Origin of the sequence: Sphaerimonospora sp. CA-214678 (assembly GCF_050942215.1) — a bacterium.
Classification (GTDB): Bacteria; Actinomycetota; Actinomycetes; order Streptosporangiales; family Streptosporangiaceae; genus Sphaerimonospora.
Window position 1 is genome coordinate 719,541 of sequence record NZ_CP192056.1, and the last position, 26,266, is coordinate 745,806.

General features: G+C 68.9%; 18 protein-coding genes. 12 read left to right on the top strand and 6 right to left on the bottom strand.

All coding sequences use genetic code 11. The features are described 5' to 3' along the window. Nucleotides 1–79 precede the first annotated feature (79 nt). On the bottom strand, nt 80–1,123 hold the full coding sequence (locus ACQP1K_RS03405) for a LacI family DNA-binding transcriptional regulator (protein WP_433499410.1): 1,044 nt from the start codon (nt 1,121–1,123) through the stop codon (nt 80–82). 676 nt (nt 1,124–1,799) lie between these two features. Here ACQP1K_RS03405 and ACQP1K_RS03410 point away from each other — a divergent pair. From ACQP1K_RS03410 to ACQP1K_RS03420, 3 genes are all read left to right on the top strand, one after another. Continuing rightward, a complete protein-coding gene (locus ACQP1K_RS03410) occupies nt 1,800–2,255 on the top strand; it encodes a DoxX family protein (RefSeq protein ID WP_433499411.1) in 456 nt (151 codons plus the stop codon). Nucleotides 2,256–2,403: 148 nt separating this feature from the next. Next, the gene (locus ACQP1K_RS03415; protein ID WP_433499412.1) at nt 2,404–2,646 is read left to right on the top strand and encodes a hypothetical protein; all 243 of its coding nucleotides are present in this window, start codon (nt 2,404–2,406) and stop codon (nt 2,644–2,646) included. A gap of 15 nt (nt 2,647–2,661) precedes the next feature. Then, a complete protein-coding gene (locus tag ACQP1K_RS03420) occupies nt 2,662–3,879 on the top strand; it encodes a TIGR04053 family radical SAM/SPASM domain-containing protein (protein ID WP_433499413.1) in 1,218 nt (405 codons plus the stop codon). Here ACQP1K_RS03420 and ACQP1K_RS03425 read toward each other — a convergent pair. Then, nucleotides 3,872–4,966, bottom strand: coding sequence for a tellurite resistance/C4-dicarboxylate transporter family protein (locus ACQP1K_RS03425; protein ID WP_433499414.1), 1,095 nt, complete (start codon nt 4,964–4,966; stop codon nt 3,872–3,874). The genes ACQP1K_RS03420 and ACQP1K_RS03425 overlap by 8 nt on opposite strands. 291 nt (nt 4,967–5,257) lie before the next feature. Here ACQP1K_RS03425 and ACQP1K_RS03430 point away from each other — a divergent pair, with 291 nt between their 5' ends. Continuing rightward, nucleotides 5,258–6,700, top strand: a complete 1,443-nt coding sequence (locus ACQP1K_RS03430) for a nitronate monooxygenase (protein WP_433499415.1) — start codon at nt 5,258–5,260, stop codon at nt 6,698–6,700. A 234-nt stretch (nt 6,701–6,934) separates the two neighbouring features. Here the strand turns inward: ACQP1K_RS03430 and ACQP1K_RS03435 are convergent, their stop codons facing one another. Then, nucleotides 6,935–10,777 (bottom strand): alpha-L-arabinofuranosidase C-terminal domain-containing protein, encoded by a 3,843-nt coding sequence (locus tag ACQP1K_RS03435; protein WP_433499416.1) that lies wholly within the window; start codon nt 10,775–10,777, stop codon nt 6,935–6,937. A gap of 259 nt (nt 10,778–11,036) precedes the next feature. On the opposite strand from ACQP1K_RS03435, the gene ACQP1K_RS03440 reads away from it, so the two are divergent. The 8 genes from ACQP1K_RS03440 (at nt 11,037) to araA (ending at nt 20,778) form a co-directional block, all read left to right on the top strand. After that, entirely contained in the window at nt 11,037–12,065 is a 1,029-nt protein-coding gene (locus ACQP1K_RS03440) for a LacI family DNA-binding transcriptional regulator (protein ID WP_433501471.1), read from the top strand. Between the two features lie 84 nt (nt 12,066–12,149). Then, complete coding sequence (locus ACQP1K_RS03445; protein WP_433499417.1) at nt 12,150–13,148, top strand: ABC transporter substrate-binding protein; 999 nt, start codon at nt 12,150–12,152, stop codon at nt 13,146–13,148. Between the two features lie 89 nt (nt 13,149–13,237). After that, the gene (locus ACQP1K_RS03450; protein ID WP_433499418.1) at nt 13,238–14,770 is read left to right on the top strand and encodes a sugar ABC transporter ATP-binding protein; all 1,533 of its coding nucleotides are present in this window, start codon (nt 13,238–13,240) and stop codon (nt 14,768–14,770) included. Further along, nucleotides 14,767–15,855 carry an ABC transporter permease gene (locus tag ACQP1K_RS03455; RefSeq protein WP_433499419.1) on the top strand — a complete coding sequence of 363 codons (1,089 nt, stop codon included), beginning with the start codon at nt 14,767–14,769 and terminating at the stop codon, nt 15,853–15,855. Before ACQP1K_RS03450 ends, ACQP1K_RS03455 begins: the two co-directional genes overlap by 4 nt. Continuing rightward, complete coding sequence (gene yjfF / locus ACQP1K_RS03460) at nt 15,852–16,856, top strand: galactofuranose ABC transporter, permease protein YjfF (RefSeq protein WP_433499420.1); 1,005 nt, start codon at nt 15,852–15,854, stop codon at nt 16,854–16,856. The genes ACQP1K_RS03455 and yjfF overlap by 4 nt, the downstream gene beginning before the upstream one ends. Nucleotides 16,857–16,949: 93 nt before the next feature. Continuing rightward, a complete protein-coding gene (gene araB / locus ACQP1K_RS03465) occupies nt 16,950–18,638 on the top strand; it encodes a ribulokinase (RefSeq protein WP_433501472.1) in 1,689 nt (562 codons plus the stop codon). Further along, nucleotides 18,635–19,300: an L-ribulose-5-phosphate 4-epimerase gene (locus ACQP1K_RS03470; protein ID WP_433499421.1), complete on the top strand. Its 666-nt coding sequence runs from the start codon at nt 18,635–18,637 to the stop codon at nt 19,298–19,300. Before araB ends, ACQP1K_RS03470 begins: the two co-directional genes overlap by 4 nt. Then, a complete protein-coding gene (gene araA, locus ACQP1K_RS03475; RefSeq protein WP_433499422.1) occupies nt 19,297–20,778 on the top strand; it encodes an L-arabinose isomerase in 1,482 nt (493 codons plus the stop codon). The genes ACQP1K_RS03470 and araA overlap by 4 nt, the downstream gene beginning before the upstream one ends. A gap of 163 nt (nt 20,779–20,941) precedes the next feature. Here the strand turns inward: araA and ACQP1K_RS03480 are convergent, their stop codons facing one another. From ACQP1K_RS03480 to ACQP1K_RS03490, 3 genes are all read right to left on the bottom strand, one after another. Beyond that, nucleotides 20,942–22,000: a LacI family DNA-binding transcriptional regulator gene (locus tag ACQP1K_RS03480; RefSeq protein ID WP_433499423.1), complete on the bottom strand. Its 1,059-nt coding sequence runs from the start codon at nt 21,998–22,000 to the stop codon at nt 20,942–20,944. 283 nt (nt 22,001–22,283) lie between these two features. Further along, on the bottom strand, nt 22,284–23,759 hold the full coding sequence (locus tag ACQP1K_RS03485; protein ID WP_433499424.1) for an RICIN domain-containing protein: 1,476 nt from the start codon (nt 23,757–23,759) through the stop codon (nt 22,284–22,286). Between the two features lie 610 nt (nt 23,760–24,369). Further along, complete coding sequence (locus ACQP1K_RS03490; RefSeq protein ID WP_433499425.1) at nt 24,370–26,208, bottom strand: DUF222 domain-containing protein; 1,839 nt, start codon at nt 26,206–26,208, stop codon at nt 24,370–24,372. Nucleotides 26,209–26,266 lie beyond the last annotated feature (58 nt).

The following is a 26,266-nucleotide window of genomic DNA, read 5'->3' on the forward strand; positions in this document are numbered from 1 at the left end:
CCCCGCCGGCAAACGGTGCTCAGGAACCGCGCGTTCAGGAATCGCGTGTGCGGTGACGGTGTGTTCAGCGATGGTGTGTTCAGCGACGGCGCGGCGGGGCCGTACTCTGCCGGAGGGTGAGCGCGGTGGCGAGCTCGACACGGTGCTGTTCGAGCTCCTCGCCGTTGGCCAGCGCCACGATCATCTTCGCGGCGGCCGCGCCCATCTGGACCAGCGGCTGCCGTACGGTCGTCAGGGCGGGGCCGGCCCACTGGGTGAACGGCAGATCGTCGAACCCGACGACGCTCAGGTCCTCGGGGATGCGCAGACCGGCCTGCCTGGCCGCCTCGTAAACGCCCAGGGCCTGCAGGTCGTTGGCCGTGAAGATCGCGGTCGGCGGATCGGGCAGGCGCAGCAGATCGGTTCCGTCACGCAGCCCGCCCTCGACATAGAGCGTGCTTATCCGGACGAGGTCCGGGTCCACCGGGGCGCCGGCCGCATCCATCGCCGCCCGGTAGCCGTCGAGCCGGGCGCGGCAGCACGGCCACTGCACCGGACCGCTCAGCATGGCGATCCGCCGATGCCCCAGGTCGAGCAGGTGCCGGGTGGCCGTCACCCCGCCGGTCCAGTTGGTCGCCCCCACCGAGGGCGTCTCGTGCAGCGGTTCACCGGTCGGATCCAGCACGACCAGGGGGATGGAACGGGTCGCGAGCTGCGACTGCTGCTGGACGGTGAGTTCGGAGAAGACCGCGATGACGCCGGTCGGCCGCCGGGCCAGCACCTGCTCCGTCCACGCCTTCCCCGGCGTCAGCCGGCCCTGCATCTCGGTGAGGACCACGGCGAGCTCGTGTTTCCGCGCGACCTGCTCGACACCCCGGATGATCTCAAGGGCCCAGAGGCTCTCCAGCGCGTGGAAGACCAGCTCCAAGATCGCGGCAGAACCGCTCTCCCGCCGCCGATATCCGTACTCCCGAAGGACGTCCTCCACCCGCTGGCGCGTGCTGAGCGCCACGCCCGCCTGGCCGTTGAGCACTCTGGACACGGTCGGCGCTGACACGCCGGCGAGGTTGGCGATCTTGGCAATGGTCAGCCCCTGCCGACGGAGTCCTCCTTCCCCGTCCCGGTGCGGATCGCTCGCAGTCACCGCCCCAGTTTACGCACACGACCGGATCTCGGATGATCTTGGTGTCCGCGCCGTCACGGGTGCTCTCCCGGCTGTGTAGCGCTCCACCGGCGCCTGCCGTCTGACAAAGAAACTTTCACCGGAATATTCGTCGGCGCGCGAGGACGCCGCGTGCCGGTTTAGGGAGAAGTGGCAGGTAAAGAAGGGTGGGGCGGGTAAGGGCAGGGGGTCGCATAAGCATGCTTACCCCGGTTACGGTTGAAATGTTGACTATGGGTACCCCCGAACGTATTCTCTTGGTTGCCGTTCGGGACTTGTTCAATGGCGAATTAGGCCCCGGGCGATCCTCGCGGTTCGCGATCGATACAACGGTCGTATCCAGCGAATATGTCACCAGGTTGCGCTCCTTTCGCGCCTGTGTGGGCGGTGGTGATGCGCCCGCACGGTTTCGGGTCCCGTCGAGATACGGCGGGACCGGTGGTCAGAGGGAGGGCCATGCACCGGCTGTGACATCGTCGTGGATCGATTTTTCTTCCACGTTCTCCCATATTGATTGATATCCGATTTCACCACGGGCGCCGGCCGCAGTGTTTTTCGCCGATGCCTGACTGGAGCATTTTCCAGAACGCCGCCGTGGCCTTCGCTCCTATGCGTGAAACCGGTACGGCGGCGACCGCGAGAATCAAGAGGTGATTGCATGAAGTTAGACCGGTACTCCGGGCCCGTGCTCTCGCTGTTCCGCATTGTGACGGGACTGCTGTTCTTCTGCCACGGGCTGTCGTCGATCTTCAACGTGTTCGGCGGCAACCAGGGGTCGGGGCAGGCGATCCCGATCGGCACCTGGCCCGGGTGGTGGGCGGCGCTCATCCAGGTGGTCTGCGGGGGACTCATCGCCATCGGGCTCTTCGCCCGCGCCGGCGCCTTCCTCTCCTCCGGATCCATGGCGTACGCGTATTTCATCGTCCACCAGCCGCGTGAGCTGCTGCCGCTGCAGAACGGGGGTGAACTCCCCGTGCTGTTCTGCTGGTCGTTCTTCCTGATCTTCATACTCGGGGCGGGCCCGTGGTCGCTGGACGCGGTGCTCCGTCGCCGGGGCGCGCAGGAGGCCGAGGCACCCGCCCCGGTTCTCGCGAAGGCGCCGGTCGAGGGGTGAGCCCGGCCCCGCGCGCGGCGGGGCTCACCCTCTTCTGTCGAGAGTGTGACCGGTGACCCGCCTTCGGGGGGCTTTGGTCACTACAGGAGGCGTCCTGCGTCGGTTTGGATCGGTGACGGGTTCCCGACTCCGACGCAGGAGGTCTTCCGTGACGATCATCGAGCGGTTCACCGACATCTTCCGGGAGGAGCACCGTGAGGTCCGCGCTCCGCTCCTGTCGCTGATCCGCGGTCTCGACGCCGATCACGACGCCGCGATCCGCGACGTCCGCGACGTCCGCGAACCGGCCGATCTCGATTCTCTCGAGCCCGCGCGGACGGAGCGGGCCGTCCATCCGGTCCGGCGGGCCGGCACCGTCTGTCCCCGTTCCAGCCGGCCGCTGTCCGCCTGACCGCCGGGAACAGTGATGAACGACGAACCGGCGCCCCGCGCCGTACGCACACGTCCTCCCCTGCGCCGGGTCCGCCACGACGCCGCGCTCGCCCCCTTCATCGTGATCTGGGAGGCGACCCGGGCCTGCCCGCTGGCCTGCCTGCACTGCAGGGCCGAGGCGAGGCCGCACCGCGATCCCGCCGAGCTGACCACGGCGGAGGCCGACGCGCTGATGCGCCAGGTCGTGGCCTTCGGCCGGCCCGCCCCGCTGTTCGTCATCACCGGCGGCGACCCCTTCCAGCGGCCCGACCTGTTCGATCTCGTACGGCAGGCCGTACGGCTCGGCCTGGCCCCCGCCGTGTCCCCGTCGGTCACGCCCACCGTCACTCCGGCGGCACTCGACCGTCTGCACGAGGTGGGCGCGCGGGCCGTCTCGCTCAGCCTGGACGGGTCGAGCGCCGCAACCCACGACGGATTCCGCGGCATCGACGGGGTGTTCCGGCAGACCTTCCACGCCTGGCAGGCGGCCAGGCAGGCGGGCCTCAAGGTGCAGATCAACACCACCGTCGCCAAGCACAACCTGGAGGAGCTGCCGCAGGTGGCGCGGCTCGTCCGCGACCACGGCGCGTCCCTGTGGAGCCTGTTCTTCCTCGTCCCGACCGGCCGGGCGCGCACCCTCGACGGGCTGACAGCGCGCGAGGCGGAGGACGTCCTGCACTTCGCCTACGACCTCGGATCGGCGATCCCCGTCAAGACGACCGAGGCGCATCACTTCCGCCGGGTCATGATCCAGCGGCAGATCCTGGAGCGGCACGGGGCCGACCACGCGCGGGTGCTCGGGCTGGGCCGGCTCTACCGTTCGCTGCGCAAGCAGGCGGTGCGCTTCGGCCTCATGCGCGACACCCGGGTACGCCGCCCGCCGCTGGACGTCAACGCGGCCAGGGGTTTCGTGTTCGTGTCACACACCGGCGACGTCTACCCCTCGGGCTTCCTGCCCCTCCTGGCGGGCAACGTACGCGATCACCCGCTGACCAAGATCTACCGGTCCTCGTCGGTGTTCGAGCGGCTGCGCGACCCGGACCTCCTGGGCGGCAGATGCGGGGCCTGTGAGTTCCGTACGGTATGCGGGGGCTCACGGTCCCGGGCCTACGCCCTCACGGGCGATCCCATGGCGGACGATCCCTGGTGTGCCTACACCCCGGGGAGCTTCCCCTACGAGCAGGACCTCAAGGCGATGGGCCTGATCAGCTGAGGGGCCTCGCCCGCCGGGTGAGCCGGGCGAGCAGTGTGGCCAGCATCGCCACGAAGGTGATCGTCCAGGCGGGGAAGGCCACCCAGACCCACGCCCGCCCGATCTCCTCGATGATCGGCAGCCCGACGACCCGGCCGAGTTCCATGCCCGCCGTGGCGTACATGCCGAGCGGGAACACGATGCTCCACAGCTGCGGCAGATATTCGAGCCGGGTACGCCGCAGCACATGCCGCCACAGACCGAACAGGACGAGCATCGGGATCAGCCAGGTCCCGAACGCCCACAGCACGATGCCGAGGCCGGCGAGCACGGGCCGGGCCGCGTCGGTCGCCGGGGTCGGGGGCATGCCGAGGATCCCCGCCGCGGCCAGCACGGTGATCGCCGTGGCGCCCATGGTGACCCAGTACGGCGGGGTCAGGTCCTCCGGACGCACCTCGAGCAGCAGCAGGCGGGTCAGCACGAGTGTGGCGACCATCAGGTACAGCATCACGCCGACCGACCACATCAGCACGGCGGCGAGCCCGGCGAGCTCCACGATCCCGGCATGCCCGCGGTACGCCGTACCGATCACGGAGGCGGCCACGGCCAGCGACTGGGTGCCGACGACCCAGATGAACCAGGTGCCGTTCACCCCGGCGAGCACCGGCTGGGGGCGCGGGCCGAGGATGAGCCGCACCGGGATGCCGTAACTCAGGCCCGCCCAGGCCAGGAAGGCGATCACCCCCAGCACGCAGGCGGCGGAGGGCCAGGCCGCGCCGGCCGACCTGGCGCCGATCACGTTGCAGGCTGCGACGAAGGTGAAGAACGCGTACGCCCGATCGGGCGCGGACAGATCCGCGGCCACCTCGCGCGGGAAGACCGCCGCGCGGATCGCCGTCGCCGCCGTCAGCATGACGAGGCAGATCGCGCCGATGACCAGCAGCAGCGCCGACATGGTCGACCAGCCGACGGCACGCAGCCCCGATGACACGATCCCCGTCGCCATCACGAGCGCGAAATAGCCGGGGTAGAGCCGGCGCAGCGCCCGGAAGCGCTTCTCGCGGGTCTGCCGGCTGACGCGCCGCATCTGAATGATCTGGTCGGCCAAGGAGTGCTCCACGGCGTGACGACGAATGGGCGGCGTCGAGTGTCCCCCGACTCGAACGTTCATTTTAGAGGCCATGGTCCCGGCGATCCGGGACGGGTGGCCCCCGAATGTCCGGCCGTCCGCCGGGAGGCGGCTGTGTGATCAGAAGGGACTATGAGCCTGGTTCTTGGGACCAAAGTCCCCACCACTTCGTTCGGGCTGCCGGGCATGCTCTGAAGCCGGGACCGGTTCCGACGGGGAGGCGCTTCATGGTTCGTGAATTCACCGGGACGTCCGGGGACGGACGTCGTCGTGGCTGAGCGTGAGCCGGCCCTTCCGGTCGTCATCCAGGGCGGCATGGGCGTAGGGATCTCGGGATGGCGGCTGGCCCGTACGGTGGCGATGACCGGCCAGCTCGGGGTCGTCTCCGGCGTCGCCCAGGACGCACTGATGGCCCGCCGCCTGCAACTGGGCGACCCCGGCGGGCACGTGCGCCGGGCACTGGCGAATTTCCCGAACCAGGAGATCGTCGAACGGATCCTGCGGAAGTTCCACGTCCCCGGCGGGATAGCTCGGGGCACCCCGTTCCGGCCGGTCCCGCGGCTGGGCCTGCGCCAGAACCGGTGGCGCGACGAGCTGACCGTGGCGGGCAACTTCGTCGAGGTGTGGCTGGCCAAGGAGGGCCACGACGGCCTGGTGGGGATCAACTACCTGGAGAAGATCCAGCTCGCCACCCCGGCGGCAGTGTACGGCGCGATGCTCGCCGGGGTCGATTACGTGCTGATGGGGGCGGGCATCCCCAGCGAGATCCCGGCGCTGCTGGACGCGCTCGCCGTACCCGCCGCTGTGGAGCTGTCGATAACGGTCGCCGGGGCCGAGGCCGAGGACCGGCACGCCATCGCGTTCGACCCGGCCGGGCTGGTCGCCGACGCGGCGGCTGACCCGCCGCGCAGGCCGCGCTTCCTCGCCATCGTCTCCTCCGACGTGCTCGCCCTTTACCTGAACCGGTCTCCGGTCACCCGGCCGGACGGGTTCGTGGTGGAGGCCCCGTCGGCCGGAGGGCACAGCGCCCCGCCGCGCGGGCGGCTGCGGCTCGACGACGCCGGCGAACCCGTCTACGGCCCCCGCGACCACGCCGATCCGGCCAAGGTCGCCGCCCTCGGCCTGCCGTTCTGGCTCGCCGGCGGCCAGGCGACGCCGGAGGCGCTGGCGGCGGCTCGCGCGGCCGGGGCCGCCGGGATCCAGGTCGGTACGGCCTTCGCGCTGTGCCGCGAGTCCGGCATGGCGCCCGAGCTGCGGCGCAAGCTGCTCGACGACGCGGTCGAGGGCAGTCTGGAGGTGCGCAACGACCCGTACGCGTCCCCGACGGGGTTTCCTTTCAAGGTCGCCAAGGTGGCCGGGACGCTCTCGGAGGAGGAGGTCTACGCTGAGCGGCCCCGCCTGTGCGACCTGGGCTACCTGCGCACGCCGTACCTGAAGGCCGACGGCGCGGTGGGCTACCGCTGCCCGGCGGAACCGGTCGACGACTATGTGCGCAAGGGCGGAACCGTGGAGGACACGGTCGGCCGCCGCTGCCTGTGCAACGCGCTCACCGCCGACATCGGCCTCGGGCAGCACCGCCGCGACGGCTACGCCGAGCCGCCACTGCTGACCCTCGGCCAGGACGTGAGCTTCCTGAAGGGCTTCCTGGACGGTTTCCCCTCCGGCGAGTACGGCGCCGCCGACGTCATCCGCCACCTGCTGGGCCCCGAATAACGTGTCCGTGCCCGTCCGGCCGCTCACCCCGACCGTCACTGCTCGCCATCCTCGGGGTCGCCTCTGCGATCGGAAGTCTCATACTCAAGTGGCGTTCCATCTATGCCTGGGTGCCGGGAATCGTCCTTGCGATCGTAGGCATTATTCGCATTGTGGAGCTGAGCCGGTTGTGAGTCCTCGCCTCGACCGGAGTGCCCGCGCCGGTCGGCCGGCGCGGGAACCCTCCGCTGGAAACTAGGGCTTCACCACCAGGGTGAGGGTGGTGGTCGCCGGGGCATGCCTGGCGTCGCCCGCATAGGCGATGGTGAGCCGGTGCGTGCCCGGAGGCAGGTCGTGGCCGAGCTCCGTCTTGCCCTGGCCGCCCCGGTTGAGTGTGATCTCGCCCAGGATGACGGCGCCCTCCGACACGGTCACCCGGCCGGTCCCACCGGGGACCGAGACGTGGATCTGGACCTTCTTGCCCTGCTTCACCTGCTCAGGCGAGGCATGGGCCGTCATCTTGGCCTCGGCCCGCCGGTCCTTGCCCAGCCGGATGAACGTCACCGAGTGGGCGGGGAAGTCGTAGGTGAACGAGGACGAGAACCCGGTCATCTCCCGCTCGACCGGCGCGACCCTGGTGGGTTCGGCGATCGAGTTGCCGTCGGCCGGGTCGCCGGTGAGTGAGGTGACCGTCGCCTTGGGGGCGATTTTCGCACCGCCGATCCCCGAACTGTCCAGGTCGACCGCCGCGCGTACGGCGGTGTCCTGCGCGTTGACGGCCTTGATCACGATGTCGCCGGTGTCGTCGTCCTTGGAGACCACCTGGTAGAGCGGCTCGACGGTGGCGTTGTCGGTGAAGTCGTTGATCTTCTGCCCGTCCAGCCAGGTGGTGATCCTGCGGCCCGCCACCTGGATCTTGATCTTGTAGTCTCGATTCGTCTCGATGGTCGTGCCGGACGTGGCGATCGACGACTTGGCGTCATCGGTCGCCTTCTCGATGGCCGACTGGGTGTTGTTCCAGCCGCCGAGGTTCCACCAGTAGAAGTCGCCGGTGCCCCGTACGCCGAACATCACCAGGAAGCCTTCGGCGCCGCCGGTCTTGCGTGCGGTGACCTCCAGCGTGTAGTTCGACCAGTCCGTCGAGCCCGCCGTGGTCCTGGCGTCGATCACATCGGCCGACTGCACGTACGCGCCGTCCTCGACGCTCCAGGCGCCCGCCGCGCCCGGCGTCCACCTGCTCGCATCGCCGGAGAAGTCGTCGCTGAACAGCACGGTTCCGTCGGCGGCCGTCACTTTGACATCGTCGTACCGCACCTGGGTGCTCCATGAGCCGAGGCCGATGCCGCCCTTGATGTCGGCCACCGGCAGCGGGCTCGCCCTGAACGTACTCGGCAGCACCCGGTCGCCCACATTGCGGGAGAACATCCGCTGCACGTAGTAGCTGGGCGACCCGTACACCTCGTCGTTGTCGAACCAGATCAGGTCGGGGGCCCAGTCGACGTAGTCGACGTTGGCCAGCAGCGGCGCGTAGGAGGCCAACTCCACGACGTCGGCGTTGCGCTCGATGCCGGTCAGGTACGACGCCTCGGTGAGAGCGTTGTAGAGCGTGTTGCCCTTCGAGGCGTACTCGCCGACGAACACCTTCGGGCCGTTGCGATCATAGGAGTCGTACCGGTGGTTGTTGGCCAGGAACCAGCTCGGATCGTTGTAGTAGTGCTCGTCGACCAGGTCGGCCTTCTGGTCCCGGGCGAACTGCCACATCCGGTCGAACCAGGCGCCCTGCGAGGTCTGCCCCGAATTAGTGATTATCTTGATGTCGGGGTGTTCGGCCCTGATCGCGTCGGCGAACTTCGGATAGTTCGTGAAGAACTCGTCGTAGATCTCCTCGTTGCCGAGGCCGATGTACTTGAGGCCGAACGGCTCGGGGTGGCCCAGCGCGGCCCGTTTGGCGCCCCACTCCGACGATTTCGGCCCGTTGGCGAACTCGATCAGGTCGAGGGTGTCCTGCACCCAGCGCGCCAGCCTGGCCTCGTCGGTCAGCGGCCGGTTCTCGTTGCAGCCGTTGACCCCGACGGAGAGCACCGGCAGCGGCTCGGCCCCGAGATCCTCCGCGAACTGGAAGTACTCGTGGTAGCCGATGCCGTACGACTGGTTGTAGCCCCAGAAGTTGAAGTTGGTCGGCCGCTCCTCGACCGGGCCGATCGTCTCCTTCCACTGGTAGATGCGCCGCCGGTCCTGTCTGTCCGAGTAAGGGTCGTAGGTGCCGACGTTGGTCACGCAGCCGCCCGGAAAGCGCAGGAAGCGTGGTTTGAGCGCGGCGATGGTCTCGGCGATGTCCTTGCGCATGCCGTTCGACCGGCCCTTGAACGTGTCACGCGGGAACAGCGAGATCATGTCGAAGTCGGCCCGGCCGGTGCCGTCGGCCAGCACCACGAGCCGTGCGGTGTCGGTGGTCTCGCTCGCCGTGATCGTCGCCTGATACTTCTGCCAGTCGGCCGACCGCACATCGAGGGCCGCGCCGCCGTACGTCTTCGAGCCGTCGGCGCTCTCGATCGACACCTTGACGGGCCCACCGGTGGTGCGCCGCGCGAAGAACGACAGGTCGTACTTCTTTCCGGCCTGTACGGCCAGGCCGCGGTTGAACCCGGAGTTGCTCACGCCGACGCCGCCCCCCGAGCCGGGAGCCGTGATGTCGAGCCGCAGGTGGTTGCGGTTGTAGTCGTTCAGCGGCCGGTCGCCGGAGACCGCGATCGTGCCGGTCGCGCCGCCACGCTCGATCTTCGTCCAGGCGGTCAGGCCGGTGTACGACCGGTTGTCGGTGGAGTCGAACTCGAACGACCGGTTCTGCACCAGCTCGGCGTAGAGGCCGCCGTCCGCCGCGTGGTTGATGTCCTCGTAGAAGATCCCGTAGAGGTCGTCGCCGACCTCGGTGCCCGCAGCCGCGGTGTCGACCTTCAGCTCGCCGATGTCCGCGGCGTACCTCTCGATCTGGAACCTCGTCGTCTCGTCGCCGGCGACGAGCCTGCCGTCGACGACGGCGACGCTCCGGTCCCCGACCGTCAGGCGGACCTTCCCGCCGCCCGCGTCGACGATCTGGAAGGCGTCCGGCGTGTCGCCGAGCCGCAGTGCGGCGTCGGCGCCCACCCGCAGGTAGCCGTGCCCGGCCAGGTCCTTCAGCCTGACCTGCCCCGCGCTCCCGTCCGCGCCGCCCCCGTCTCCGGTGACGGCCTCCGCGGTGAGCGCGAGCGAGGTCATCCCGGGTGCGTCCGTCGCGGTCACCCGGCCGTCGCCGTCCGCGGAAAGGTACGGGGTGGCGGTGCCGGTGGCCCGCAGCGTGAAGGGACCGGACGGGGCGGCCGGTGCACCCTCGGCCGCCTTGACTGCGAAGTAGTCGAAGTCGGCCGTGAGGGAGGTGCCGTCCTGCGCGGACAGCGCGAACAGGCCGACCTGCCGGACGTCGAGGGCCGCCGTGACCTTGGCCGCCTCCACCCAGGCCGAACCGTCCCAGTACGACGAGGTGAACTCGTCGCCCTTCCTGGCCAGCCTGAGGGTCTCCCCGGTGGAGCCGGCCCGTGGTGTGAAGCTCGCGGAGAACGACGCCTTCACCTCGGTGTCGGTCTCGATGACGTCGCCGCCGGCGAAGCCGACGTGGGCGAGCCCGGTTCGGACATAGTTGTCCCAGTCCTGCCAGGCGAGGATGCCCGCGCTCTGGAAGTCGAGCGACACCGGCGCGGCGAACTCGGCGACCACCTCGAAGTCCCCGGACGGCACGTCCATCAGGAAGAGGTTCCTGGCGCTGTTGTCGGTCTGGTAGGTGTCGCCCTTCAGCGAGTGGATCCGTAGCACGCCAGGCTGCTCGGTCAGCGACCAGTGATCGTTGTCGGGGGCGAGGACCTGCCAGTCCGAGCCGAGCGCCGCCCTGTCGAACTGATCGACGACGGCGTCCGCGGGAATCGGGGCGTTCGCGGTGATCGGCCTGGAGATCGGCCCGGCGGCGACGGCCGTCGTGGCGTCGGCGGCCGAGGCGGGTGGCGTGCCGGTGAGCAGGCTCGCGGCCAGGGCCGTCGTCAGGGCGAACGACCACGGCTTTCGTCTCATCGGAGGCTCCTCGGCGAGGGGGGGTTGTTATCGCTAACACGCGGAGGTGGCACGATTGGTCTGGCGATGCTTTCGGGAAATGTGCACCAGTTAAGAGCCAGGCGGCGCGGACGTCAATACCGGCCCTGAAACTTTTCGATGTGATCGGAACGTGACCGGCCAACCGCTTGACGACACCTATTGTTAACGCTCACAGTCTTGCCAAGCCATATGAGAGGAGCCGTCGGTGGGACCGAACCCCGGGCATCGTCCACCCGTCATGGCCGACGTGGCCAAGGTGGCGGGTGTGTCGCACCAGACGGTCTCGCGGGTGCTCAACGACCACCCCAACGTCCGTGCCGAGACCCGCATCCGGGTCCTGCAGGCCATCGACCAGTTGGGCTACCGCCGAAACCTCACCGCCCGCGCCCTGGTGACCAAGCATTCACGGACCCTTGGCGTGGTCAGCTTCGACACCACGTTGTACGGCCCGGCCAGCACGGTCTACGGGATCGAGCAGGCTGCCAGGGAGGCGGGCTACTTCGTCAGCATCGTGAGCCTGCGCACCATCGACAGGACCGGTGTGTACGAGGCGATCGGCTACCTGTCCGAGCAGGGTGTGGACGGCATCGTGGTGGTCGCGCCCCAGCGCTCGGCCGCCCGGGCCCTGGAGGATCTGCCGGCCGGCATGCCCGCCGTGGCCGTCGAGGGCGGACACGCCGACCACGTCTCCGTGGTCTGCGTCGACCAGGTGGAGGGCGCCAGGCTGGCGACCCGGCACCTGCTCGACCTGGGACACGAGACCGTCTGGCACATCAGCGGCCCGGCCGACTGGCTGGAGGCCGAGGGGCGCGTCGAAGGCTGGCGGGAGGCCCTGACCGCTGCCGGCCGACCGGTGCCCGAGATGCTGACCGGTGACTGGAGCCCCCGATCGGGCTACGAGGCCGGTAAGCGCCTGGCTGCGATGGTCGAATCGGGTACGAACGTCACCGCGATCTTCGTGGCCAACGATCAGATGGCGCTCGGCGCGCTGCGCGCCTTCACCGAGGAGGGAGTGAAGGTCCCCGGACGGATCAGTGTCGTCGGCTTCGACGACATCCCGGAATCGGAGTTCTTCTCCCCTCCGCTCACCACGATCAGACAGGACTTCGGGGCCGTCGGCAGGCGCTGCATAGAGGTGCTGCTCCGGCAGATCGACGCGGGTGACGCGGCCGATTCGTACGAGCGGGAGCGGCACATCGTGCCGCCTCGGTTCGTCGCCAGGGCGAGCACCGCACCCATCGTCCAGCCGTACGGAATACATGAATAACGCATGAGAAAGAAGCGTCTCCCGGCCTTCCGGGTTAACGCTAACAGCAGGAAGGAAACCCCGGTGTTGCGAAGAATCAGAGCGTTGAAGAGCATCTCGGCGCTGGTACTGGCCGGAGCGGTCGCGTTCACCATGGCCGGCTGCGGTAGCAGCGACAGCTCCGCCGGCTCGGCCGGTTCGGGTGGCTCGGGCGGCTCGAGCGACGGCAAGATCGTCATGGGCTTCTCCCAGGTCGGCGCGGAGAGTGGCTGGCGTACGGCCAACACCAAGTCGGTCCAGGAGTCCGCCAAGGAGGCGGGCATCGACCTGAAGTTCTCCGACGCGCAGCAGAAGCAGGAGAACCAGATCAAGGCGATCCGCTCCTACATCCAGCAGAAGGTCGACGTCATCGCGTTCTCGCCGGTGGTGGAGTCCGGCTGGGACACGGTTCTGAAGGAGGCCAAGAGCGCGAACATCCCGGTCATCCTGACCGACCGGGCGGTGGACTCGCCGGACACCAGCCTCTACAAGACGTTCCTCGGCTCCGACTTCGTGGAGGAGGGCCGAAAGGCCGGCCAGTGGCTGGTCGAGGAGTACAAGGACAGCACGGACCCGGTGAACATCGTCCAGCTGGAGGGCACCACCGGTTCAGCGCCCGCCAACGACCGCAAGGAGGGCTTCCAGGAGGTCATCTCCGCGGACTCCAAGTTCAAGATCATCGCCTCGCAGACCGGTGACTTCACCCGGGCCAAGGGCAAGGAGGTCATGGAGGCCTTCCTGAAGTCCAACCCCGACATCGACGTGCTCTACGCGCACAACGACGACATGGGCCTGGGCGCGATCGAGGCGATCGAGGGCGCCGGCAAGGTGCCCGGCAAGGACATCAAGATCATCACCGTGGACGCGGTGCACGACGGCATGCAGGCGCTGGCCGACGGAAAGATCAACTTCATCGTCGAGTGCAGCCCGCTGCTCGGCCCCCAGCTCATGGACCTTGCCAAGAAGGTCGTCAACGGTGAGCAGGTGCCGGACCGCGTGGTGACGGAGGAGACCACCTTCACCCAGGAGCAGGCCAAGGAAGCGCTGCCCAACCGCCAGTACTGACAGCCGATTCCACACCTCCCCCGGCCGGGCCGCCCCCTGGCGACGGCCCGGCCGGGGGACCGGCCAGAGATTGATGAGAGGGGCGCAGCATGACCGCACCCGCGCCGATCCTGCGGATGACGGGGATCGGCAAGCAGTTCCCGGGCGTCAAGGCGCTGGACGGGGTCGACTTCCGGCTGCTGCCGGGTGAGGTCCACGCGCTGATGGGGGAGAACGGCGCGGGCAAGTCGACACTGATCAAGGTGCTGACCGGGGTCTACGACATCGACGCCGGTGAGATCGAGCTGGCCGGCCGCAAGGTCGCCTTCGCCGGGCCGCAGGCCGCCCAGCAGGCCGGCATCAGTACGGTCTACCAGGAGGTCAACCTCTGCACCAACCTGTCGGTCGCGGAGAACATCTTCATCGGCCGCGAGCCACGCCGCCTGGGGCGCATCCAGTGGCGGCGGATGCGGCAGCGGGCAGCTGAGCTGCTCGCCCGGCTCGAAATCGACATCGACGTCGCGGCGCCGCTGTCGTCGTACTCGCTGGCGATCCAGCAGATGGTCGCCATCGCGCGGGCGCTCGACATCGAGGCACGGGTACTGATCCTCGACGAGCCCACCTCCAGCCTCGACGCAGGCGAGGTCGCCCAGCTCTTCCGGGTGATGCGGCGGCTGAAGGAGCAGGGCATCGCGATCCTGTTCGTCTCTCACTTCCTCGACCAGATCTACGAGATCTCCGACCGCATGACGATCCTGCGCAACGGCAGGCTCGTGGGGGAGCACCTCACCAGTGAGCTGAGCCAGGTCGAGCTGGTCGGCAAGATGATCGGCCGGGAGCTCGCCGACCTGGAGCGCATCGGCGCGAAACCCGCCGCCGAAACCTCCGCGCCCTCCGCCGAGAAGTCCGTACCGCTGCTGGAGGCGCGTGACCTGGGCCGGACCGGCGCGATCGAGCCGTTCACGCTCACCATCCACGAGGGCGAGGTCGTCGGGCTCGCCGGGCTGCTCGGCTCGGGCCGTACGGAAATCGCCCGGCTGCTGTTCGGCGCGGATCACGCCGGTACTGGATCGTTGCGTATCGATGGTGAGCAGGTCAGCCTGCGTACGCCCCGGGCCGCGGTCAGCCGCAGGATCGCGTTCTGCTCGGAGAACCGGCGGGCCGAGGGCCTCATCCCCGACCTGACCGTGCGGGAGAACATCATCCTCGCCCTGCAGGCGGCGCGCGGCTGGACCAGGCCGATCCCACGCAGGCGGCAGGACGAGCTGGTCGACAAATACATCGAGGCGCTGAGCATCCGCCCGCCCGATCCAGATCAGCTCGTCAAGAACCTCAGCGGCGGCAACCAGCAGAAGGTGCTGCTGGCACGCTGGCTCATCCTCGAACCCCGTCTGCTGATCCTCGACGAGCCCACCCGGGGCATCGACGTCGGCGCGAAAGCCGAGATCCAGCGCCTGGTCGCGGAGCTGTCCGACGGCGGGATGGCCGTGCTGTTCATCTCCGCCGAGCTGGAGGAGGTGCTGCGGCTCAGCCACCGGGTCGGCGTGCTGCGCGACCGCAGACTGGTCGCGCAGCTGGAAAACGGCGATGATCTGACCACCGACACCCTCACCGAGACGATCGCGAGCGGAGCCCGCTCATGAGCAGGACCCTCAGGCCCCTTCTCACCCCCGTCCTCAGGCACCGCATGCTGTGGCCCGTGGTCATCCTCGCCGCGCTGCTGCTGCTCAACCTGTTCTTCACCAACGGCTTCTTCAAGGTGGAGATGAAGGACGGCCACCTCTACGGCAGCCTCATCGACATCGTCAGGTTCGGCGCGCCGCTGATCCTCGTGTCGCTCGGTATGACCCTGGTCATCGCGACCAGCGGCATCGACCTGTCGGTCGGGTCGATCGTGGCGATCTCGGGCGCGCTGGCCTGCCTGTGGATCAGCGAGCTGGGCGACCAGAACAGCGTCGGCGGTGTGCTGACCGCGGTGGCGCTCGGCCTCGGGCTGTCCGTGGCGCTCGGCGCATGGAACGGATTCCTCGTCGCCGGCATCGGCATCCAGTCCATCATCGCGACACTGATCCTGATGGTCGCCGGGCGCGGTGTGGCACAGCTCATCACCGGCGGCCAGATCATCACGGTCAACAGCTCGCCGTACAAACTGATCGGCGGCGGCTACTGGCTCACGCTGCCGTTCGGGATCATCATCGTGATCGCGGTGCTGGCGCTCACGGCCTTCCTCACCCGGCGACTCGCCCTGGGCCTGCTGATCGAGTCGGTCGGCGGCAACGCCGAGGCGAGCCGTCTGGCCGGCATCCGCTCCCGCGGCGTGCTCATGATGGTCTACGCCTTCTGCGGGCTGTGCGCCGGCATCGCGGGACTGATGATCAGCTCGAACGTCTCAAGCGCGGACGGCAACAACGCCGGGCTGTGGATCGAGCTGGACGCCATCCTCGCCGTCGTCATCGGCGGCACGTCGCTCGCCGGGGGGCGTTTCTCACTCGGCGGCACGGTGCTCGGGGCGCTCATCATCCAGACGCTGACGACCACGATCTACTCGATCGGCGTGCCGCCGGAGACGACGCTGCTGTTCAAGGCGCTGGTTGTGACCATCGTCTGCCTGCTCCAGTCACCGGCGTTCCGGGAGAAGGCGTTCCGCCGCCGCAGACGGCCTGCCGCGGCCGCGTCCGCCTCGGCGGAAGAAGAGGCAGGAGAAGAGAGGGTGGGGGTCTCGGCATGAGCACCATCGATGGCGCGGCCGTACGCCGCCTGATCTCCGATTCGGGCGGACGCATCCCGCCGAAGTACGTCCCGGTCCTGGTCACGGCCGGGCTGTTCGTGGCGATGTTTGTCGCCGGGGGCATACGCTACGAGGGCTTCGCCACCGGGCAGATCGTCCTGAACGTCTTCATCGACAACGCCTTCCTGCTGGTGGTCGCCGTCGGGATGACCTTCGTGATCCTCACGGGCGGCATCGACCTGTCGGTGGGCGCTGTCGTCGCGCTCGCCACGATGATCGCGGCGAGCCTCCTGCGGGACGGCTGGCCGGCTCCCGTGGTGATCCTCCTCGTGCTCGCCGTCGGCACGGTGCTCGGATTCGGCATGGGGGCGATCGTCCACTACTTCGATATCCAGCCGTTCATCGTGACGCTCGCCGGAATGTTCCTGGCCCGCGGCCTGTGCTACACGATCGGCACCGACTCGATCCCCATCGACGACCCGACCTTCACCGCGATCGCCCAGACCCGGATCGACCTGGGCGGTGACCTGTGGATCTCGCCGCTCGTCGTCATCGCCATCGTGGTCGTGCTGGTGGCGGCGTACGTGCTGCATTACACCCGGATCGGCAGGAACGTCTACGCGACCGGCGGCAGCGAGCAGTCGGCCCTGCTCATGGGCCTCCCCGTGGCGCGCACGAAGATCGCGGTATATGCGATCAGCGGTTTCTGCTCGGCGCTCGGCGGCCTGCTGTTCTCCTTCTACATGCTGTCGGGGTACGGCCTGCACGCGGTCGGCATGGAGCTCGACGCGATCGCGGCGGTCGTCATCGGCGGCACGCTGCTGACCGGTGGCACCGGTTATCTGTTCGGCACGGTGCTGGGCGTGCTCGTGCTCGGCCTGATCCAGACGATCATCAGTTTCGAGGGGACCCTGAGCTCGTGGTGGACCAAGATCGTAATCGGCCTGCTGTTGTTCGTCTTCATCCTGCTGCAGCGCCTGATCGGCACCCGTAAGTCCTAGGGATCTTTCCCGTAGGTGTTCCCGTCCTCAGTATTGGAGCGATATGTGAACGCTAACAGCGATCGTGCCGGCCTCCATCGAGGCGACGGCTACGTGGTCGGCGTCGATTTCGGCACGCTGTCGGGCCGCGCCGTCGTCGTCCGGGTGAGTGACGGCGTAGAGGTCGGCACCGCCGTGTACGAGTACCCCCACCGCGTCATCGAGGAGACTCTGCCCGGCGGTGACGTCCGTCTCGGCCCCGATTGGGCCCTGCAGGCCCCGCAGGACTGGATCGGCGTGCTGCGCAACGCCGTGCCGAAGGCGCTGGCCGCCTCCGGCGTCCCGGCCTCGCGGGTGATCGGCATCGGCACCGACTTCACCGCCTGCACGGTGCTCCCGACCACGGCCGACGGCACCCCCCTGTGCGAGATCCACCCCGAGCGCCCGCACGCCTGGCCCAAGCTGTGGAAGCACCACGCCGCCCAGCCGCACGCCGATCGGATCAACGCACTGGCCGCCGAGCGCGACGAGCCGTGGCGGGCCCGCTACGGCGGCAAGATCTCCTCGGAGTGGCAGTTCGCCAAGGGGCTGCAGCTCCTGGAGGAGGATCCGGAGATCTACCACATGGCGGAGCGCTGGATCGAGGCCGCCGACTGGATCATCTGGCAGCTGTCCGGGGTGGAGACCCGCAACGTCTGCACGGCCGGATACAAGGGCATCTTCCAGGACGGCGGCTACCCCTCGGAAGACTTCCTGGCCGCGCTCAATCCCGCCTTCGTCGACCTTCCGGACAAGCTCAGCGCGGGCAGGCCGGGCCTGGAGCTCGCGCCGCTGGGCGGCCTCGCCGGTCGCCTGACGGCTCGCGCCGCCCAGTGGACCGGGCTGCCCGAGGGGATCGCGGTCGCGGTCGGCAATGTGGACGCGCACGTCACCGCGGCAGCGGCGGATGCCGTACGGCCCGGCCAGATGGTGGCCATCATGGGCACCTCGACCTGCCTGATCATGCCCTCGGACCAGCTGGCCGAGGTGCCGGGCATGTGCGGCGTGGTCCGTGACGGCATCGTGCCCGGCCTGTGGGGTTATGAGGCGGGGCAGTCGGCGGTCGGCGACATCTTCGCCTGGTTCGTCGAGACCTCGATGCCGGCCTCCTACGCCGAGCAGGCCGCGGTGAGCGGTCTCGACCCGCACCAGTACCTCACCTCGCTCGCGGCCGAGCAGGAGGTCGGGCAGCACGGGCTGGTCGCGCTCGACTGGCAGGGCGGCAACAGGTCGGTGCTGGTCGACCACGACCTGTCCGGGATGGTCGTCGGCCAGACGCTCGCCACCAAGCCGGAGGACGTCTACCGCGCGCTCATCGAGGCGACCGCCTTCGGCGTGCGCGTGATCGTGGAGACGTTCGAGGCGGCCGGGGTGCCGGTGGAGGAGTTCGTCGTCGCGGGTGGGCTGCTGAAGAACGGTTTCCTCCTGCAGGTCTACGCCGACGTACTGCGCCGCCGCCTGTCGGTGATCGGTTCCGAGCAGGGCCCGGCGCTCGGCTCGGCGATCCACGCGGCCGTCGCGGCGGGCGCCTATCCCGACATCACGGCGGCCGCGGCCGCGATGGGCAAGCGTTTCACCGACGCCTACGTGCCCGACGCGAACCGGGCCGACGCCTACGACCGGCTGTACGCCGAGTACCGGCGGCTGCACGACCACTTCGCTGACGGCGCCCTGCTGCACCGGCTGCGCCAGATCAGGAACGACGCGATCAGGAACGACGCGATCAGAAAAGACGAAATCGGCGGGAACGGAATCGGGGCATGAGTGTGATCGACAAGCTGAGACAGACCGTGTGCGGGCTGCACGCGGAGCTGGTGCGGTACGGCCTGGTCGTCTGGACGGCGGGTAACGTCTCCGGGCGGGTGCCTGATGAGGAATTGTTCGTGATCAAGCCCAGCGGCGTGTCCTACGACGAGCTGACCCCGGACTCGATCGTCGTGTGCGACCTGGAGGGCAACCTGGTCGCCGGGGATCTCGCGCCGTCCAGCGACACGGCCGCACACGCCTACATCTACCGGCACATGCCCCACGTCGGCGGAGTCGTCCACACCCACTCCACGTACGCCTCGGCCTGGGCGGCCCGGGGGGAGGCCATCCCGTGCGTGCTCACCGCGATGGCGGACGAGTTCGGCGGGGAGATCCCCGTCGGCCCGTTCGCGCTGATCGGGGGAGACGACATCGGCAAGGGCGTGGTGGAGACGCTGACCGGCCACCGTTCCCCGGCCGTGCTCATGCGCAACCACGGGGTGTTCACGATCGGCGAGTCGCCCAAGGCCGCAGTCAAGGCCGCCGTGATGTGTGAGGATGTCGCCCGCACCGTTCACGTGGCGCGGCAGCTCGGTGAGCCGCTGCCGATCGAACGCGACGACATCGACAGCTTGTACGACCGCTACCAGAACGTTTATGGACAGAGGAGTGCCCGGTGAAGCTGTGGTTCCTGACCGGCAGTCAGGGTTTGTACGGCGAGGACACGCTGCGGCAGGTGGCCGAGCAGTCCCGGGGCATCGCCGAGCAGCTGGGCCGGGCGCTGCCGTTCGAGGTGGTGTGGCAACCGGTGCTCACCGGTGCCGACGCCATCCGCAGGGCGTGCCTGGAGGCGAACGCCGATGACGAATGCGGCGGCCTGATCGCGTGGATGCACACGTTCTCCCCGGCCAAGATGTGGATCGCCGGGCTGGACGCGCTGCGTAAGCCGCTCCTGCACCTGCACACGCAGGCCAATCTGGAGCTGCCGTGGAGCAGCATCGACATGGACTTCATGAACCTGAACCAGGCCGCGCACGGCGACCGGGAGTTCGGCTACATCCAGTCCAGGCTCGGAGTGGCGCGCAAGACCGTGGCCGGCCATGTGAGCGACCCTTCCGCGGTGGCGCGGATCGCCACCTGGGCGCGGGCAGCGGCCGGACGGGCCGAGATCGCGTCGCTGCGGCTGGCCAGGTTCGGCGACAACATGCGCGACGTGGCGGTGACCGAGGGCGACAAGGTCGAGGCGCAGCTGCGTTTCGGGGTCTCGGTGAACACCTACGGTGTGAACGACCTGGTCGATGCCGTCGACGCCGCCTCCGACGCCGACGTGTCCGCCCTGGTGAAGGAGTACGCGGATCTCTACCGTGTCGCCCCGGAGCTGCTCGCCGGTGGTGAGCGGCACGAGTCCCTGCGGTACGCCGCCAGGATCGAGCTGGGGCTGCGGCACTTCCTCGACGACGGGGGCTTCAAGGCGTTCACCACGAACTTCGAGGACCTCGGCGGGCTGCGGCAGCTGCCCGGCCTGGCCGTACAACGCCTGATGGCCGACGGCTACGGGTTCGGCGGCGAGGGCGACTGGAAGACCTCGGTGCTGTTGCGGACGCTCAAGGTGATGTCCGCCGGGCTGCCGGGCGGCACCTCGTTCATGGAGGACTACACCTATAACCTCACACCGGGTGAGGAACTCATCCTCGGCGCGCACATGCTGGAGGTCTGTCCGACGATCGCGGCCGACACCCCGTCGTGTGAGATCCATCCGCTCGGCATCGGCAACCGGGAGGATCCGGTCCGTCTGGTGTTCGACGCCGTGCCCGGCGAGGCGGTCGTGGTGGGACTGTCCGACATGGGCGATCGCTTCCGGCTGGTGGCCAACGAGATCGACGTGGTCGCCCCGCCGCAGCCGCTGCCGAAGTTGCCCGTCGCCCGCGCAGTCTGGCGGCCCCGGCCCGACCTGCGTACCTCCGCCGAGTCGTGGATCACCGCCGGAGCACCGCATCACACGGTCCTGTCCGCGGCCGTCGGCGCCGACGAGCTCACCGACTTCGCCGAGATGCTCGGCGTCGAACTGCTGGTCATCGACGCCGACACCACCTCACGGCAGTTCGCCAAGGAACTGCGCTGGAATCAGGCCTACTACCGGCTGGCGCAGGGTTTCTGAGGCACGCTTTCCCAGGGCATGGGTCCCCGGGGCACGCTTTCCCGGGGTATGGCTCCCCGGGGCATGGCTCCCGGGACATGGCTCCCTGAGGGGAGAGGCGACGACATGCCGTGGCGCCGTGTGGGGTGGTGCCACGGCATGTCGCCCAAGCCGATGGGGTGAGTCAGCGAGGAGCGGCGGTGCTCTCCCTGAGCACGATTTCCGGCTCGATCAGCCGGCGGATGTTCCCCGCGGCACCGTCCTCCGCCCAGGTGTCGGACTCGGCGATGGCGATGCGGCGGAGCAGTAGTTCGAGGGCCTGCCTGCCGACCTCGGCGAAATTCTGCCGGACCGTGGTGAGCGGCGGCCAGAAGTAGGCGGCCTCGGGCACGTCGTCGAAGCCGACCACGCTCACGTCGTCGGGGACGCTCCGCCCCGCCTCGCGCAGGGCCCGCATCACTCCCAGAGCCATGGGGTCGTTGGCCACGAAGATCGCGGTGATCGAGCGGTCGCCCGCGAGCTGCTTGCCGAGCCGATAGCCGGCGCGTGCGGTCCAGTCCCCGGTCAACACCTCCGGAACCGGTCGGCCCTCGGCCTCCAACGTCGAACGCCATCCGTCGATCCGGCTGCTCGCGTCGATCCACTCGGCCGGACCCGCGATGTGCCACACCGTCTCATGGCCAAGGCTGAGCAGGTGCCGTGTCACCCGGGCCGCCCCCGCGCGCTGGTCGACCATCACCACCGGGACCGGGATGTCGTCCCGTCCGTCCACCGCTACGACGGGCATCGTGGGCGGCAGGTGACGCAGGCCGTCGACCGCCGCCTCATGCGGCGCGAGGATGATCGCGCCGTCGACCGACTGCCGGCGCAGGCGTTCCACCCCCTCCTGCATCGACCGGCGATCGAGTATGCCCAGGCTCGCGATGCTGACCGTGTAGTCACTCTGCCTGGCCGCCTGCTCAATGGCGCTGAGCGTGGAGGCCGGGCCGTACAGCGTGGTGTCGAGGCTCACCACACCGAGCACCCCCGACCGGCCCGTGGCGAGCTGCCGGGCCGCGAGATTGGGCCGATAATCGAGTTTTCGGACCGCTGCCATCACGCGCGCCCGGGTCTCAGCTCGTACTATTTCCGGCGAGTTGAACACCCGGGAGACGGTCATCGCCGAAACCCCCGCGAGCGCGGCCACATCCTCGATCACCGCTGGCTTGGAGCGGGACCTGCCGCCGCCCGTTTTCGATGGCATGCGGTCAACCCCTCTGCGATATCGCTAACACGCAACCATCTTAAGAGTGAGTCCAATCCAAAGGTGAGATGGCGTGGCGAGGGATATCAGCCGGGAGAGATGATGCGGTACGGCAAAGCGGTTGACGGAGGGCGGCGGGCGGCCGGGGCATGGTGCCCCGGCCGCCTGTTCTGCCCGGCCCGGTGCCTGGTCAGGTCAGCACCGGACGGTCTGTGGGTGGTGCGCGGGTGTCGGTAGGGAGTCGGTAGTAGGCAGGGTCGGTAGGCGATATCAGCGAACCGGATCAGTAGACGAATGGCCAGCCGGAGCCGTCCCATCCGATCTTGTTGATGCCCAGCCGGGACGAATTGTCGTTCGCGTACCAGTGGTAGAAGAGGACGGCGCCGTCGGTGTCGTCCAGTTCAGCCTGGTGGCCGGGGCCGTGGATGTCACCGTGGCCGGCGAGGATCTGGGTGCCGCCGCCGGACGTCATCGCGGTGCCGTTTCTGTCGACATAGGGACCGGTGACCGAGGTGGACCGGCCGACCATGACGCGGTAGGTGCTGTCCGCGCCACGGCAGCACAGGTCGAACGACACCAGCAGGTAGTAGTAGTCGCCGTGCCGGAAGATGGTGGGCGCCTCGATCGCGCCGCCGTTCCGCCCGGCGATGCCGCGGATGGTGCCGTCACTGCGTTTGCCGGTCGCCGGGTCGAGCTGTACGAGCTTGATCCCGGACCAGAACGAGCCGAAGCTCAGCCACCAGCGGCCCTGTGCGTCGACGACGAGGTTGGGGTCGATCGCGTTGAAGTTGTCCGAGGTGCGTGACTCGATGACCAGACCCTGGTTGGTCCAGGAACCCGATGCGCCGGTGGTGCTGGTGGCCAGGAAGATCGCCGAGTGGTTGGAGCCGAAGGTGGAGGCCGCGTAGTACATGTAGTACCGGCCGTTGGCATAGGTGATGTCCGGTGCCCACAGCGTGTTGCTGCCGTTGGTGTAGGCGTGCGCCCACGGAACCCCTCCGGGGAACGCCGCCCCCGCATTGCGCCATGCGGTCCGGTCAGTGGAGGTTTTGAGCGGAATGTTGTCACCCGTGTGCGCGAGGATGTAGCCGCCACTCGGCGTCTTGGTCACCTCCGGGTCGTGCACGCCGGTGTCACCCGTGACGTATCCGGGGTTGGGATAGGACGCGGGCGGAGTCGTCGGATCCCCGCTGCCGCCGCCGTCGATCTTGATGAGTTGCCACTGTTGGTTGGTGCCGCCGGTGTCGGTGTATTGGGAGATGCGGCCGCCGTCGGCGGTGGACCATTCCCATACGTCCAGGGCTTTGCCGCTGTTGCGGTTGATGAGTTTGATGTGGCCGTTGTCGGTGTCGACGGCTCGGAACTGCTGGTTGGCGCCGTTGTTGTCGGTCCATTGGACGAGTTCGGCGCCGTCGGCGGTGGATTTGCCGGCGATGTCGAGGACTTTGCCGCTGTGGCGGGACTTGAGCCGGTAGTAGCCGCCGCCGGAGTCGACGAACTGCCATTGTTGCCAGGCGCCGTCGTTGCGTGTCCATTGCACGATGGGGGCGCCGTCGTTGGTGGCGAGGTTGTAGACGTCGATCGCTTTGCCGCTGTGTCGGCTGACCAGGACGTACCAGGCGTTGGTGTCGATGGTGGCGGCGGCGGCCGCGCCGGCGGTCACGACACTCTGACACACGGCCAGCAACGCGACGACCACGAGCGTCGTCAGCCCGCTCAGGCGGCGCCATGGCGTGGATGGAGGTTTGGGGGGTGACATGGACGCGACCTCCTGATGTTAGCGCTAACATTGCCGAACGGAGGATGACCTGCGACAGGTGTCGTTTGCTCTCGAAATTGCTGGATAGTTGAGTGTGGTGTTATCGGCGTCCAGTGTGATCGCGATCATTCGGAGGCGTCAAGTGTCGGGTGGATCCCTCCAGTTGGCCGCTGAATCTTTCACCGGCCGTTCCGCCATGCGGTCATCCGAAGGCCGTGTGGTGGGGCTTCGGCATTGGGTGCTCACGTGCGGTGCTCGCGTGCGGTATCCGGCACCCGGCTTGGTCGGCATCGCAGCGTCGGCATCCGGCGGCGGTCGCTGCCGTACGCAGGTCGCTGCGGGATGCCGGCTGCTGCGGGAATGCCGGCCGTAACGCCTGTCCGTTCCAGCCCCTTGTGCGGCTTGGTCAGCCTGGATATACCGAATGTCAATGGACGTGCTGGATGCCGCCGTGCGGGATTGGTCGTGAGATGTCGTGAGGCGCACGCCTGATGCGAGGAATCGGTGGTGGTGTGCTGCGCTCTCGTCGTCCCCGGGCGAGGTGGTGTCGGTAATACGCCGTGCCACCCCGTATGACGCCATGACATGTCACCGTGATCAACGTGGTGGATCATGTGGGTCGGGGTTTTCTGGTGGGTGAGGGGCCGATGTAGGTGAATTCCCAGCGGTCGGGGCCGGTCTTGCGGCGTTGGTAGCGGTCGGGGTGCAGGTAGCGGTCGCGGTTGTGGAATTGGCAGGCGGGGCCGAGTCTGGCCAGGTCGGTGTGGCCGCCTTCGCTCCAGTTGTCGAGGTGGTCGATCTGGCACATGCTTGCCGGGAGCGGGCAGCCTTTCACCCAGCAGGTGTCGTAGCGGGCGGCGATGGCGCGGCGTTGGGCGGGGGTGGCCAGGCGGGTTTTGCGGCCCATGTCCAGGACCTGTCCGTCGGCGTTCATGACCAGGCGGACGAGGGTGGAGGTGCGGGCCAGGCGGTGGATGTCGGTGATCGGCAGCAGGTGTCCGGTGGACAGCAGCAGCCCGGGCAGGGTGCGCAGCACCGACAGCCACCGCCGGTCCCCGGCCTCGCATCCCGTGTCCTCGGACCCGCCGCCGGTGTTCGCACCCCCGGCGTCCACGTTTCCGGTTCCGGTCTCGGCGGGAGTGCTGGGTTTGTCACCGCTCCCGGGGGCAGGGTGGACGGAGGTCCGGCGTGGTTCGGCTGACCTCTCGGTGGGTTGCCCGGGGTCCTGTCCGCAGGGGGGATCACCGCCTGGAGCGGCGTCTCTCCGGCCGTCCCCCCGGCCGTCTCTCCGGCCGGTCCCGGGAAGGGCCCCGGGAATGAACCCGGAAGCAGGCTCGGGAGCGGGGTCAGGCGTGTGACCAGGGCCGGCGCCCTCACCGGGGTCTTCATCGGTGTCCTCGCGGGTCTCCGGGCCGGTCGCCTTGCCGGTCGCACGCGCCGGGCCATCGCTCCGAACGGCGTCACCCGGCGTGGCATCACCGGGCGCGGCGTCTTCAGACACGGGGTCACCAGGCACGGTGTCGCCGGGAGCGACATCATCGGACGCGGTGTCGCCGAGCCTCGCGTCGTCGGGCGTGGCGTCCTCGGGCGTGGCGTCCTCGGGCGTGGCGTCCCCGGACGAGCTGTCTGTGGGCGGGATATCGCCGGGTGGCGTGCTGCCGGGTGGGGTGTCGTCGGGTGCGGACTCGTTTGGAGTGGTGCCGTGAGGGGTGGGGTCGTCGGGGAGGGACTCGGCGTTGATCAACACCAGGAGTTCGGTGGTGATCTGCTGTTCCAGCAGCGCGATCAGCGCGTCGGCGTTGCGGACCCGCAGCGGCCGGTCATCCCCCCGCGCCTTGGGCCTGGCGTAGGCGTCCAGCAGCGCCCGCAGCCGGGCGGCGGCCTCCCGCGGCAGACGGAACTCCCCCTCCACCCCGCCGGCATCAGTCTCCCGCACCAGCAGGAACCGGGCATCGAAATCGGCACCGGCATCCCGGAACTCCCCATCAGGGTCCAGCACCGCGCGGAGATACCGTCCCGCTTTGGCGATCTCCTGCGGCCCGGCGGAATCGGCCAGCTCCAGCAGGATCGTCTCGGCCCTGGCCGCGTCCGCATCGCTCAGCCCGGCGGTGGCCGCGCAGATCGCCGAGACCACCGCCTCGGTCAGGTTCCCGGCGGCGAAGCGTGCCCGCACCCGCGGCAGGCGTTCCAGCTCGACGCCCAGGGCCACGGTGCGGTAAGCCGTCCGACGGCTCATCCCGCACACCGACCGCAGCCACGTCCTCGTCGAGGCGTGTCCCGCCTGCCGGGCCGCCCCGGCCGCGTGCACCCGCCCGGCACGCAGGGCGATCGCCGCCTCCAGCCGGTCCCGCGCGAACGCCAGCTCCTCCAGCTGCGCCAGGCACACCTCCGCCGCCTCCGGGACAGGAGTCACCGCCACCGCCAGCGTGGCCTCCCGCACCTGACTCACCAACGGCCACGACAACACCCCGTCCACGTCCGTGTAACCGCTTGAAGCATCGGCTGCG